The sequence below is a fragment of the Mycoplasma sp. 3341 genome (genome assembly GCF_051549855.1).
Lineage (GTDB): Bacteria > Bacillota_I > Bacilli_A > Mycoplasmatales > Metamycoplasmataceae > Metamycoplasma.
The window spans coordinates 132185-146762 of sequence record NZ_CP196080.1 but is presented as its reverse complement, the minus strand read 5'-3'; the positions used below and the strand labels follow the sequence as shown (position 1 = coordinate 146762).

Below are 14578 nucleotides of genomic sequence, written 5' to 3'. Positions count from 1 at the left end.
GGTTAAAAAAATACTTTTTTAGTTGGCAATATAAAAAAGCTAGTCATAAGACTAACTTAAATTAATTACAGCACTGATTTGAACTGGTGCATGATCACTTACATAATTAACAGCATAAATTCTTGTAATGTCTTCTTTTAATTTGTTTGGATTCTCATTTGCAATTCAAGTTTTTACATTTTTGTAGTCAAAATCCTTTTTAAAAAGATCTCACATTTTGTAACGATAAGGATAAGCAAAAGGAAGGTATTTATCTTCTAAACTATGTTTTTCTTTTTTATCTATGACATCTATATCTTTACTTTCAATAAATAAGAAACGATCATATTTAGATGACCATGCTCTTTCACTATTTTTTAAAGTCGTCAAATCGGAATTGTCCGTTCTGAAGTTGTACACTTTTACTCCATTATTGTCACGATCGATTTTTTGAAAAATAGTATCTTCAATAATATTTGTGTCAGCACCAAAAATAATAGCTGAATCTGGGTTGGAAATTCTTTTTACTATATTTAATAAATATGGAATAAAAAGTGCTTCAGCAACTTCTTGCTCTCCTTGTCCTTTATAAAATTGTGAAGGTTTCTCAATTTCTCTTCTTCCTGCTCCTGGCGAATCAAAATGAGCAAAAATGGTCGATATGCTTCTTTTTGGATTAGCTTTCAATTTAAATTGCAAGGCAAATGGTGGACGAACATAGTAACGCTTATTTGCGATTTGTTCTAAAAATGAAAAACCTATTTTATTTGTCGAAAATGGAATTGGTTCAACTTTGTTGCTATCGTAAATTATTGCAATAGATTCTCTGCTTTTTTCGTAACGCGGATCGGTTGAAACACTTTCATTTTCAGGTTGAGCAATGTATTTGTAGTTTTTGTTGGTTAGTTTGTTTAAAACATCAACAATGTATTGGACTTGGTCACTTCTACCATCATTGATTTCGGTCAAACCGAAAATGTCTGGTTTTTGTTGAGAAATTATTTTAGCAATCGCTTGCACTTTGAAGGAATTTTCACTCATTCAAGAATTACCATAGTTTTTTATATTTCAGTGCATTATGTTTAAAATTTCGTACTTGTCTCACGACAAGAATGAAGTTTTTGTGTCTAATTGTGTATTTTCGTTATCAATAGGTTCTACTTTTGGTGGTATGGGATTTTCTGTTTTATTGTCGGAGTTTTGACTGTTTCCTGACTCGTTATTAGAAACTTCTTTATTGTCAATATTAATGGTTAATAAGTATTGCTTTGGACTTTCTACATTACCTTCATCTTTGAATTCTAAAATTTTGAAATTCAAAGTTAAATTGTTTGACTTATTATTGAAAGCAAAATCAATTTGTGTAGATTCTGAATTAGACACATTGCCTAGAGCAAAATCTTTAGGCAATATTTCAGAAAGATTTATAAAGACATTGTTTTCTAAAGTGGAAGTACTTGGAGTTTGAGAACGACTGAAAGTTCAAGATATTGTTCTTAATTCATCACTAAAAAATAGTCTACATCTTCTATCTTGAAGACGTGATTGCAATTTACCATCTTTGTTGTTTATAACTTGTAGTTTAGAATCTTTAATTTTGTTATAAACTGCATCAAATTTGCTGACATTTTGCTGTTTATTATCGTCAGGAGAAGTCGGATTATCTTCTTTTTTGTTTTCTTGATCATCAACTTGTTTTATATCTTGTTCGTTATTGTCGACAGGTTTATCTTTTGGAGTGTTTTGGTCGGTATTTTGATTTTCATTTTTGCTATTATCTATTGGTTTAAGATCGTCATGTTTTTGTGTGTCAATTACGTTAGCTAAATTGTCAATTTCAACACTTAAATTTAGATCTTGATTTGTTAAAAAAATTACTTGGTTATCTTTGTAAATTGCCGCTTTGAAAAATATTTGGAAAGTATTGTTTTCAACTTTGTAATCTAGTAAAAGATTAGGTTTTTTTCATTGTTCTGATAGCTTGTTAACTAAAATTCAATCTTGTTTTCATAATGATTTTATTTCATCATCAAAGACAAAAAGTGGGTTATTTTCAGTATTAATTGTTTTATTTTGAGTGTCAAAAATCAATGAATTTTGATTTTTTATCAAGTTAACTAATAAAGAAATGTTATTTTTATTTAACAAAACATGATTCTGAATTTTTGAAGCAAAAAAATCATTAAATCTTTTAAAGTGACGAGATAAATTAAAATGTTTCTCGAAAGGTCTCTTGTCAAAACGATGTCGATTATTAACAAAACTTTTTTCAACCAATCAGTATTTGATTCGTAGAATTCCGTTTATTGGATCAAATGAATATTTTATGTCATTATTTACATTGTTTGAATCCAAACCTTGATTTGACAAAGTGTCTTTTTCGAGAGTTGCTAATTGATATTCATTATTGTTTAGTTGCAATATTTTTTGTTTACTTTCAGCATCTACTAAACAATTAGATGTTGAGTCAAAAAGCAATATTTTTTGTTTACTTAATTCTTCTCACAGTATTTCATTATCTTGATTTTCATCGACTAAATTGAAATCTAAACTGTCATTGACTTTTGTTAAGTCAAGATTGTAATCTTTTTCAGGTTGTTTTGGATCTGTAGCAGTATTTTTGCAACTTGCTATCGCAGTGGGACTAATTAAAACACCAGCAAGCGCAAAATTTGTTATTAATAGTTTTTTCTTCTTGAACTTTTTCATCTTTTCTCCGATACTTTAATTTTAACAAATCGCCTTCTTGCTTTTTGAAAGCAAGGCAAACAAAAATTTGCCTTCTAGGGCAAATTAATGTTGAATTATTTTAGTTGATCTTGTAGATTGTCGATTTCAAAGGTTGTTTTCAATAATTTTCCTGCAACAATTGCATCATGGTAAGCAACGAATTTTGAAGCTAGATAGTAAACTGTAACATTGTTTCCATCTACAACTACATTTAAAACGTTGTTTGAAGATTTTGTTGTGGTCCCGTTGTAGCTGTTATCAACTAAAGGAGTTGAATTGCTTGTTATTTGGAAGTATTTTGATCTATTTCCATCATCTGGACGCACCACACTGTCACTTCATTTGAAAATTACATTATTTGCTTCTTTAGCTTTTTGTCAATCATTTGTTTCATATGCGATAACTGTTGAGTTGTGATAATCATAGAAAAATGTTCAATTGTTTTTTAAAGCTTTTATTAACAAATCTTTACTATTGTCATTTGCGTAAACTAAATTATTATCAATTGAATTAGCTCATTGAAGTAGTAAAGTGTTTGTCGAGTATTTAACATCTGGGTTTACTTGAGTTAATGGATTTACACTAGGTGTACTTTCTTTATTTGTTTCAGTGTTGGTAGTAGTGTTTGTTTCAGTTTTGTTTTCAGTGTTTGTTGTGTTATTAGTTGTATCAGACTCTGTGTTTGTTTCGATATTTGTTGTGTTGTTAGTGGTTGTATTGGTTTCAGTTTTGTTATTTGAAGTTTTAGTGTTTTGGTCATCTTCTTTGACTGTTGTTTGACATGAAATAGCTGACACTGCCCCCACTATCGGAACTAAAGTAAAAAGTGAAAATGATAAAAGTTTTTTAGATAGTTTCATAAAATTGCTCCTTCGAAATTAAAGTTATTGACGTAATTATAGACAAGTTTTTGACATTAATTTCGAGAAAAAAATATTTTTATTTTCGCGCTAAAAAGACAAAAAAATGGTATTAGTACCAAAAATTAAAATGTTTTCGATCGAATTTTGTTTATTTAGATTTCCAACTGATCATCAAGTTTGTAGTTATTGACAATTTTGGCATTTGACTATAAATTAAATTTTGATTAAGCGTTTTGCAAGTTCAAAAATAAAAGAAAAAATCAGGTATTCCTGATTTTGAATCACGTATTATTTTTTGAAAACGATATAAAAATCACGTTTCCCTCTTTTTAAAAGACCCTTTTTACCATCAAACTTGTCAAAGTCTAATTTGCTTTGTGAATCTGTTATAACCTCAGCATTAAAACTTAAAGCCTTATTATTTAAAAATTCATTGAATTCACGACGAGAACTTAAAATCGAATTGTTTACAACAAAATCAATGACACTTTCATCTTGATATTCGAAAACTGGTAAAAATCCTTTTAGAAGTTCAAAATCATCGTCGCTTAAGTTTAGAATGTCGTTTGCAAAAAGTTTTTGACTAATTTCTTCACATTGTTTGGCCGTTTTTTTCCCGTGAACAATTTTAATTGTTTCAAATGCTAAAACTTTTTGGGCGTAACGTTGTCTTTTATCAGCATTTGATTTTTTCATAATATGTTCAATTTCTTCTAAAGAAACAAAAGTTAATCATTTTAAAAGTTTTTCAACGTCTTCATCGCGTTGGTTGACTAAGTATTGATACATACTATATGGCGAAGTTTGTTCACGGTCTAATCACAAGCTTCCCCCACCAAACGACTTACCGATTTTGTTACCATTCGAGTCTGTTAATAAATTGCAAGTGATACCGATTGCTTTATGATCTTCACCATGCAATGTTTTGATAATTTCTAGACCGGTTGTGATATTACCTCATTGATCTGAACCACCAAGTTGAATGCAAACATTGTGTTTTTCGTACAGTAAGTTAAAGTCGAGTCCTTGAATTAATTGATAACTAAATTCAGTAAATGTCATTCCATTTTTTAATCTTTGTTTTACTGAATCCTTAGCTAACATATAACTTACATTAACTAATTTTCCGTTATATTTAAGAAAATCTAGAAACTTCAAATCTTTATAAAATTCATAATTATCAATTACTTTTAAACCAAAGCTTTCTAATTGTTTTTTAATTTTGGCTTTGTTAAATTCTAGAGTTGATAGATCTATTTCCTTTCTTTCACTTTCACGAAAAGAAGGATCTCCTACCATACCAGTTGCTCCGCCCAAAACGGCAATAGCATTAAAACCTGCTCTTTGAAATCTTAGCAAGTTAACAATATGAATGTAGTTTCCTAAGTGTAAAGAAGTAGCGGTTGGATCAAATCCAGTATAAACTCCAGTTGTGTGATCAAAAAGATTGATTTTATCTTCTTTAGAAATATCTTTAATAATCTGACGTTTTTTTAAATCTTCAATTAATTTTTGCATCTTATCTCCTAACAATTTGTGCTTGGCTTCTTAGTAATCTAATATAATTAATATTTAAATTATAAGACTAACAAAATATATCTTTTAATTATAAGTATTTTTTAAATTATTGGAGGAGTAATGAAAATTGCCATTGTAGTTGATTCCAGTTGTGGGCTTACTAAAGTTCAAGTTGAAAAATTAGGTTGATTTTATTTACCAATTCAAATAACCATTGACGACAAAAGTTATTCAGACGGAGTTGAAGTTGATGCTAAAACTATTTGAGCAAAACAAAATGGTGCTAAAAATGTTTCAACTTCTGCTTCTTTACCACGTGATATCGAAGCAATCAAAAGTCAAGTTGCTGAGTACGATAAAGTGTTAATTTATCCAATTAGTACTGAATTATCACGTCAATACCAGTCTTTAAAAATCATGTTTGAAGACTGAGAAAGTGAAAATAAAGCATACGTTGTTGAATCAAAAAAAATCTCACATGCGATTGTGCTAGATATTTTACGTTTTCAAAAAGCGATTAAAGATGGTGCAAGTTTTGAAAAAGCTATTGGGATATTTGCTAAACCGCAGGACAAAACTTTACTAATCCCGCAAGAAAACGAAGCATTAGTAAGAGGTGGCAGACTATCTCCTGCTGCTGCAAGCATTGCAAAATTATTAAAAATAGTACCTGTTATTGAATTTCGTGATGGTTTACTAGACAAATATGCCAAAGGAAGAATTTTTGAAAAAACTTTAACTAAATATGCAAGAGAACTTTACGAAAACAATACAAATGCTGAAGACAAATATTTCTTGTTTAACAATGCTGATAATGTAGAAATTCAAATGCTAGTAAGCAAAATTTTAGAAGAAAATAATTTGAGTCGTGCTTTTGTGTTTCCATTGTGTCCTACTATTGCCATTCATACTGGTAAAGGCGCAATTGCTTTTTCATACCTAACTATTACTAAAGATGAAATAGAAACACTAAAACAATTTGGATACGTATTTAAAAAATAGGAGTAATTTATGGATTTAAGTTTAAGTTTTGTAGCTAAAAAATTAAATTTAAAAGAAGAGCAAGTTAGTGTTGTATTGAATCTTTTATCACAAGGGGCAACTGTCCCTTTTATTAGTCGTTATCGGAAAAGTGAGACTGGCGGACTAGATGAAGAAACAATCGGTGAAATTGATAAACTATACAAATACAACACAGAATTAAATAAACGTAAAGAAGCAATCATCGAAATTTTGACTGAAAAAGGCCTTTTGACTGAAGAAATTAAACAAAAAATTAAACTTTCAGAAACTAAAGCAGAAGTCGAAAATATCTATGAGCCTTTCAAAGTTGGAAAGAAAACAAAAGCCACTGAAGCTATAGCTCTAGGGCTAGAACCTTTGGCTAAAATCATTTTTAGTACTCGTAACACCAATTTTGATCCTAAAAAAGAAGCAGCTAAATACGTCAATGAAAAAGTTAAAGATGTCGACTTTGCCATTGAACAAGCTTCATTCATTATTAGTCAGTGAATGAGTCAGGATCTAGGAGTGCGTGATTATGTTAAACGTCAAATCTTGTGAAATGGGCTTTGAAAAACTAAACTAAAGAAAAATGCTATTGACGAAAAGGAAGTTTTCAAAGATTTTTATGATTCCGAACACAAAATAAATAAAACAGCGAATCATAGAATTTTAGCCTTAGCAAGAGCACAAGAATTAAAAATTATCAATGTGTCTTGAGTCTTTGATGAAAAAGCAATCATTGAACAATTAAAAAATAAATATTGCAAAAATCCTTCTACCAGTCAAATTAATCTTCTTGCTTTAGAAGATAGTTTGCAAAGATTAATTTTCCCTTCAATTGAAAGAGAAATTGAGAGTGAATTATTCGACAAAGCACAAAAAGCAGCTATCGAACTTTTTGCACAAAATTTAGAACAAATGTTACTTGCACCGGCAGTTAAAGATAAGACTATTTTAGCAATTGATCCAGCTTACATCAATGGATGTAAAATTGCTGTTATTTCAAAAACTGGAGCCGTTTTGAAAATTGACATTATTTATCCAACACCGCCGAAAAATGATTTCGTAGGATCCAAAGCAACACTGACAAAATTACTTCGTCAATACAACGTTGACATTGTTGTTATTGGTAACGGAACAGCTTCAAGAGAAACTGAAGAATTTGTTGCAAAAGTGATAAATTCAGAAAAAGATTTTAGCCACATTTTCTATGCAATCGTGAGTGAAATTGGTGCCAGTGTTTACTCAGCTTCAAAGACTGCTATTGAAGAATTTCCTGACCTTAGTGTCGAGCAAAGAAGCGCAATCAACATAGGAAGAAAATTCCAAGATCCACTTAATGAATTAGTCAAAATTGATCCTAAATCTATTGGTGTAGGTCAATATCAACATGATGTTAATCAAAAAGAACTGGCTGAAAGTCTTACTTTTAAAGTTAATAAGGTAGTAAACCAGGTTGGAGTCGATGCTAATACTGCTACAAAAGAAATTTTGACTTACATTTCTGGACTTAGTGCTAAAACAGCAGCCAATATTGTTGATTACCGTAATGAAAATGGAGCCTTTAAAAATCGTAAAGAAATTCTAAAAGTTAAAGGACTTGGAACAAAAAGTTACGAGCAAGCGATTGGATTTTTAAGAATTTATAATTCTGAGAATTTTTACGACCGCACTCAAATCCACCCTGAAAGCTACGCTCTTGCCAATCAATTAATTAAAGAACTAAAAATTGATCTAAATAACATTGATACTGCAAAATTAAAACAAGCAAATAAAGAAGAACTAGTAAACAAGTTAAATTCAAACAAATATGATATCGACTTGATTCTAGAAGCGCTGATAAATCCAACCAAAGACATTCGCGACCAAAAAGATGGATTCGTCTTAAGAAAAGATGTTTTAGATATTGAAAATATAGAGCAAGGGCAAATTTTTGAAGGAAACGTACTGAATATTACTGACTTTGGAATCTTTGTTTACATCGGAATAAAACAAAGTGCCTTTGTCCACGTTTCGAATCTGTCGCAAAAATTTGTTAAAAATCCACGTGACGTTGTTTCAGTGGGTCAAAAAGTTAGAATCAAAATTCTTGATGTTGATGTAAAAAGAGCGAGAATAAGCGCTCAAATAGTTGAATAAGAAAAAGTAAAAGCACTGCCTCGGCGATGCTTTTTTTATCATCTTTTATAGACACTTAATCTAATAGAAAGGAGGTTATGTCACGAAAAATATTATTCGCTAAGACAACATTAAAAATAATATCACCTATAACAAATTTAAAAAAGAGACAATCATGTAGGAGCATTAAACATGAAATATAACTTAAAAATTATATTAACCTGAAGAATAAAAAATATAAAAATATTAGACGATTATTTTAAAAGTGAAATATTTAATGATAAGAGATATAAAAAATAAATAAAATATACAATTCAATGAAAATTAATATTATAAGGTTAGGATATTTAAAAACATGAATTGAAATAAACGAAAAATTGAAACTTTTTGTATTACGAAATTTAAGGAGTTTAGGTTTAAATTCCGAACTTTTGACGATTTTTATAAAAATTTGAAAATTATGTAAAATAGAGAAAAATAAATAAAAATAAAATAGATATATAAGAGTGAATAAGAGCCCTACTTTTTCGGCCTAGCCCGGGCTCTCAAAACTAAGCCGAACTCTTTTTTATCTTTACATAATAATTTTAAGATTTTTGCTTGCTAAAGTATATAAATTTTTAATTTTTTTTGTTTCAGTTTAGTTACAGAAAATATGCTATAATAATATCGATTCGGTTAAAAGCTAACTGGATTTATTTAATAAATGTCTTACCGAGGTTCATACCTTATTTCATTGAATAATAGAAAGCAGCGTTTGCGGAGGCTGTTTTTCACTTTTATGGTACAATTTCTTTATGAAAATTAAAAATAAAAAAATGTTAAATGAAAAAGGTGACTTAAAATGAGATTACTATTTTATGTCCCTTGCCAAACTTAGTGCTTTACGTTCAAAAGATCCTACTACTCGTGTTGGCGCTTGCATTGTTAATCAGCAAAAATATGTTGTTTCACTGGGATACAATGGAATGCCAACTAATTTTCAAGGTGATGCAACAATAGTTGACAATGACAAAATTTTTCCTTGAGAAAGACCACAAGAAAACGGTAATGTCAAGGATTCTAAATATGCTTATGTAGTGCACGCGGAAGAAAATGCCATAATTAATGCTAATATTACTAATTCAAAAATTGAAAGTGGTTCAATAATGTATATTACACACTCGCCATGTTTTAAATGCGCGCGCTTAATTGTACAATCAAAAATTAAAAAAGTAATTTATGCAGAGGCATATCGACCTGAAAGTGAAGAGTTTGAAATTAGTGAATTTATTCTAAAAAGCATGGGTGTCGAAATCGAAAAAATGAATATTAATTTTGATTTAAGTTTTGAGATTAAGGACTAGTGATACAAGTATCACTTTTCTTTTGTCAATAATTTAGCACTCAAATGTTAAGAGTGCTAAAAATGTGCTATAATATTCTTAGAAAACAAATGGAGGTAAAGATATGGAAGCAAATTGACAACCAAATGAAAATACCAAAGATCCATTAAAAGAATATGGACGCAACTTAATCGAAGCTGCTAAAAATAATAAATTGGAGCCGGTGGTAAACCGTGATGACGAAATTCGTCGTTTAATTCGGATCTTAAGTCGTAAAACAAAAAATAATCCTGTTCTAGTTGGAGAACCAGGAGTCGGAAAAACTGCGATAGTTGAAGGACTGGCACGCAAAATTGTTGAAAATCAAGTTCCTGAAAATCTTAAAAATAAACAATTGTATGAAATTGATCTTCCAGCTATGTTTGCAGGAGCATCATATCAAGGACAATTCGAAGAAAGACTAAAAAACTTGATGAAAGCTGTTGAAAAATCAGAAGGTAACATTATTCTTTTCATCGATGAAATTCATATGTTAGTTGGAACAGGAAGAAATGGTCAAAGTGCTATGGATGCTGCTAACATTTTCAAACCTTTAATGGCAAGGGGACAATTGCACTTAATAGGTGCAACAACTCTTGATGAATATCGTCAATATATTGAAACTGATCCTGCTTTAGAAAGAAGAATGCAAAAAGTTAGTGTTAACGAACCATCGATCGCTGACACAATTACAATTCTAAGGGGAATTAAAGAAAGGTATGAAACATATCACGGTGTAAAAATTGAAGATAAAGCTCTTGTGGCTGCTGCTAACTTAAGTGCTCGGTACATTTCGGATCGTTTTTTACCAGATAAAGCAATTGATCTAATTGATGAAGCTGCTGCAACTATCAGAACTGAAATGAATTCACAACCTGAAGAATTAGAAAAAGTTAACCAAAAAATAGCTCGTTTAGAAATGGAAAAAGCCGCTTTAAAAAGTGAAAAAAATACTGCTAATGATGAAAAAATTACTGAAATCAAGACACAATTGCAGTCTTTAAACCAAAAAGCAAAAGAACTAAACGATAAATGAACTAAAGAAAAAGCAACTATCGAAGCAATTAGTAAATACAAAAAAGAGCTTGACTACTTAAAAAATCGCCAAAATGTTTTGCAAGGAAATGGCGATTATGTTGAAGCAAGTAAAATCTTGTATGTTCAAATTCCGGAAATCAACAAAAAATTACAAGAAGCTGAAAATTACATCAAAAATGAAAAAAATCGCTTGCTAAAAGAAGTAGTTGACGAAGAAGAAGTTGCTGAAATTGTTTCAAAATGAACCAAAATTCCAGTTGCAAAATTGATTGAAACACAAATTAACAAAGTTTTAAACCTAGACAAAACTTTAAAACAAAGAATTAAGGGTCAAGATAAGGCTTGTGACGTTGTAAGTGAAGCCATTTTACGTTCTAAAGCAGGAATCAACGACCCTAATCGTCCTCTAGGAAGCTTCATTTTCTTAGGGACTACTGGAGTAGGGAAAACTGAGCTAGCAAAAGCATTGGCTTATGCTTTGTTTGATAATGAAAATCAGTTGATTCGTCTTGACATGTCTGAGTATATGGAAAAACACTCAGCATCGAAACTAATTGGTTCGCCTCCAGGTTATATTGGATATGAACAAGGTGGACAGTTGACTGAAAAAATTCGTCAAAACCCTTACTCAATTGTTTTATTTGATGAAGTAGAAAAAGCCCACCCTGATGTGTGAAACATTCTTTTACAAATTTTAGATAATGGTTTTGTAACTGACTCAAGAGGGAAAAACATTAATTTTAGAAACACAATTATTATTCTTACAACGAACCTAGCAGCTTCGCTAATTTCAAAAGGAAATTACACTCAAGAAGATATAAGAAAAGAACTTTTGAGTGTGTTTAGACCTGAATTTTTAAATAGAATTGATGAAATTGTAACATTCAATAAACTAGATGAAAAAACAATCAAAAACATTGTTCGTTTAGAAATGGATAAAATCGTCAAAAGAGTTAAAGAGCAAGTAAAAATCAATCTAAACTATGACGAAAATGTTGTGGATTATGTGGCTAAAGAAGCATATGATCCTGAGTATGGAGCCAGACCTATCAAAAGATTCTTGCAAACAAATCTTGAAAACTTATTAGCATACAAAATTGTGGCAAAAGAATTACAAGCGGACGATAAAGCAAAAATAACTCTTCAAAATCACAAAATAGTCATTGAATAACGAAAAAAGGCGACATTACTCGCCTTTTTTAATATCTTCAGTAAAAACATTCAGTAAAAACGCAATGTTATAATTATTAAAAGGTAAAAAATGAATTTAGATGAATATAAAACTGAAATCATTGGTGTTTCGGCGGAAATAGCTATAGCACAATATTTTGACTTAAATGTTGAAAGCAGTTACAAAAAAAGAGCAAATGAGTGGATCATAAACTTAATACATAAATATGTGGGTATTATATTTGAAAAATCCAATATACCTAGACCCATTTCATTAGTTTCTCAAAACAAAAATAGTATTGATTTCATTTTACAGAATGGACAAACGCTTTCAGTAAAAACGAATAAGAAAACTTTAGGAAAAGTAGCACCACAAAATGTTGGACAGGCAACATCTAAAACATATTTCGAATATTTTGGAGACTTGTTAGACAAGCCTATTCCTGCTGAATATGCTTCAAAAGTAAAGTTGTTTAAAGAATTTACATTGACTAACATATCTAAAATTATTGAAAGATATTGAGATAACTTATTTCACTGCGACTATTTGATTTATATATATGAATTCTTAAATAAAGAAGGTAACTTGAATGGGGAAATCAAGTTTCTTGTTTTAAAAAAATTTTCTTCACCAGAATGAAATGAAGAAAATTTCAGCTTTACCAAAACAATTGAAAATTGAAATGAAAGCAACACTGTTAAATACGAAAATGTTTCAATTGGAGAATTCCAAGTTCATAGTAACAGAGATTGTTTTAAGTTTAGGTTTAATATGAAAAAGCTACTGAAAATTTTAGAAGAGAAAAATAACTAGAAATTTTCTTTTTCTAGGCAATGAAGATACTCAAACACAGTGGTTTTTTTGTGAGTTCTATTAGTATCTTTGTCTGCTTTGAACCTCTTATACTCTTGTTTGTAATATGTATATTTACCAAATTTAGACATTATATTTCGAATTTCTTCCATCGCTATAATACCCTCGTCATTATAACTTAATACTATATATTTGAACTTGGCATTTTTAACTAAATCCTCTAAGGCATCACGAGCGTATTTTTTTGTTGAATATAGAGATTTCTTGTTGTCTTCGTCTCTTATTCCTGCCTTTCCTTTAATTTTTGGATTGTCATATTTGGCAATAGTTTCTAGCAAATGATAATTTGTATTATATTTTCTTGTATTGTAAGGGGGATCTAAGTATAAAATATCACCTTCTATTTTTCGTATTAAATTGTTCGCATCTAGGTTATAGACTCTGTGATTTTTATTGTCTGACTTTATTGTTTCAAGTGGTTTTAGAATCAATGGTTTAGAGGCACTCTTTTTTATTGTTTTTAGATAAGATTCATATACTGAGGCAGTATTTGCTACTTTATCTGCAGATTCTATCAAACAAGAAATTAGAAAATAATATTCATTACTTGTTATTAATTTTCTGTTTTTTCAATACTCTATTTCTTTTCGGATTGCATCTACTTTCATAGCATTTTCATCAGTAAAATACAGACGCTGATGAATGTCTGAACTAGTCCCTGCAAGAGAATAATTATTATAAATAAACCCTTTGGAACCCTTTAATGAATTTAGAAACGAAAAAGGTTCAATGTTTTTCTTTTTTAATCCTGAAAAAGTTAATTCAGTATTATTTTCAATAAAATGTTTTGCATTTATGTAGCTATATGTTTGTAAATCATTTGAAATTATTGTATATCCCTTGATTTTAAAAAACTTCGATACTGATGAAGTTCCTGCAAAAAGATCGCAGAAAACAATATTATTTTGTTCTTTGACTAAGTCGCTAATAGCGCTGTCTATAAAACTTAGTAATGAGTGTTTAGATCCTATGTAATTCATCCTTCTCCTAGCATTATTAATATTTTACCCAAAAGAATTGAACAAAAACCTTTTGTTATAAAAAAAGAGCAAGACGAATCTCACTCTAAAATTTATTGAAGCTCGCAAGTGTTTGCCAAATCTTCTTTAGTAAAATAATATTTTTTATGGCAATAATGACACTCTGCTTCAATGTTACCTTTTTCTTCTAATAGTGATTTTATTTCTTGTTTAGATAACAATTTGATGGCGGCTAAATACTTTTCACTAGAACAATCACATTGTGAAATTCAAGGAGTTTCATCAATCAATTTGGCCCCTTGTTCTAGCAGGTATTCTTTGTAGAATTTCAGTCCTTTTTCATGGAAAGGATTTTTTTCTATAAAGTCATAAATTCAGTCTATATCAGAGTCAGTTACTGAAGGTAAGGCTGTGAAAATTGCGCTTGATGACTCTTCTAGGTCTTCGTTATCTTTAAATTTAGTACATGATAAAACTGCTGATCTAATTTGCTGTGACTGATTGAAAAAATAGGCCAAATCGTCGACCAAAGTTTCGCTTTGCATGCTTACTTCGGATTCATAAGGAACCATTTTGTCTTGCATCACTTTAATTCTTAAGAATGCATTACGAAAGCCAAAGAATGTTATTGCTTCATTTAAATCACCTTCTCAAATTATTTCTGGATTACTTATTAGCGCTTTAACATGATTTTTTTCATTACTATCGACAATCAAGTTTTTAATGTTTCCTTCGGAACGAATCAAAGTAGTAGTTCTTCCATTTTTAGTTAAAATTCGTGGTAAAGGAGCAAACAAACTTACTGCTTTTGCCAAAATGAATGAAGAAAGTGATGTAGTTTCTTGCTTTTTAATAATATCTTGACTAACTGAAGTTAAATCGTTTAAATAAACCAAACAGTTTTTGAATTCCAAAGTTATTGTTTTTGACATATTGCCT

10 protein-coding genes are annotated in these 14578 nt (G+C 29.9%); 5 read left to right on the top strand and 5 right to left on the bottom strand.

Annotation, left to right across the window (positions count from 1 at the left end):
- Positions 1-51 precede the first annotated feature (51 nt).
- The 3 genes from ACSH40_RS00665 to tyrS all read right to left on the bottom strand — a co-directional run bounded on the left by ACSH40_RS00665 (position 52) and on the right by tyrS (position 5090).
- Positions 52-2688, bottom strand: coding sequence for an MnuA family membrane nuclease (locus tag ACSH40_RS00665; protein ID WP_438341646.1), 2637 nt, complete (start codon positions 2686-2688; stop codon positions 52-54).
- 95 nt (positions 2689-2783) lie between these two features.
- Positions 2784-3569 carry a hypothetical protein gene (locus ACSH40_RS00660; protein ID WP_438341645.1) on the bottom strand — a complete coding sequence of 262 codons (786 nt, stop codon included), beginning with the start codon at positions 3567-3569 and terminating at the stop codon, positions 2784-2786.
- A 291-nt stretch (positions 3570-3860) separates the two neighbouring features.
- On the bottom strand, positions 3861-5090 hold the full coding sequence (gene tyrS, locus ACSH40_RS00655; protein WP_438341644.1) for a tyrosine--tRNA ligase: 1230 nt from the start codon (positions 5088-5090) through the stop codon (positions 3861-3863).
- Between the two features lie 120 nt (positions 5091-5210).
- On the opposite strand from tyrS, the gene ACSH40_RS00650 reads away from it, so the two are divergent.
- From ACSH40_RS00650 to ACSH40_RS00630, 5 genes are all read left to right on the top strand, one after another.
- Complete coding sequence (locus ACSH40_RS00650; RefSeq protein WP_438341643.1) at positions 5211-6092, top strand: DegV family protein; 882 nt, start codon at positions 5211-5213, stop codon at positions 6090-6092.
- Between the two features lie 9 nt (positions 6093-6101).
- Positions 6102-8234, top strand: coding sequence for a Tex-like N-terminal domain-containing protein (locus tag ACSH40_RS00645; protein WP_438341642.1), 2133 nt, complete (start codon positions 6102-6104; stop codon positions 8232-8234).
- A 776-nt stretch (positions 8235-9010) separates the two neighbouring features.
- Positions 9011-9559: a dCMP deaminase family protein gene (locus tag ACSH40_RS00640; protein WP_438341641.1), complete on the top strand. Its 549-nt coding sequence runs from the start codon at positions 9011-9013 to the stop codon at positions 9557-9559.
- A 103-nt stretch (positions 9560-9662) separates the two neighbouring features.
- Entirely contained in the window at positions 9663-11786 is a 2124-nt protein-coding gene (locus tag ACSH40_RS00635; RefSeq protein ID WP_438341640.1) for an ATP-dependent Clp protease ATP-binding subunit, read from the top strand.
- Positions 11787-11876: 90 nt separating this feature from the next.
- A complete protein-coding gene (locus ACSH40_RS00630) occupies positions 11877-12599 on the top strand; it encodes a hypothetical protein (protein WP_438341639.1) in 723 nt (240 codons plus the stop codon).
- On the opposite strand, the gene ACSH40_RS00625 is transcribed toward ACSH40_RS00630, so the two are convergent.
- Both ACSH40_RS00625 and ACSH40_RS00620 read right to left on the bottom strand, forming a co-directional pair.
- Complete coding sequence (locus tag ACSH40_RS00625; RefSeq protein ID WP_438341638.1) at positions 12596-13639, bottom strand: DNA adenine methylase; 1044 nt, start codon at positions 13637-13639, stop codon at positions 12596-12598. The genes ACSH40_RS00630 and ACSH40_RS00625 overlap by 4 nt on opposite strands.
- Positions 13640-13731: 92 nt before the next feature.
- Positions 13732-14571, bottom strand: coding sequence for an Hsp33 family molecular chaperone HslO (locus ACSH40_RS00620; RefSeq protein ID WP_438341637.1), 840 nt, complete (start codon positions 14569-14571; stop codon positions 13732-13734).
- Positions 14572-14578 lie beyond the last annotated feature (7 nt).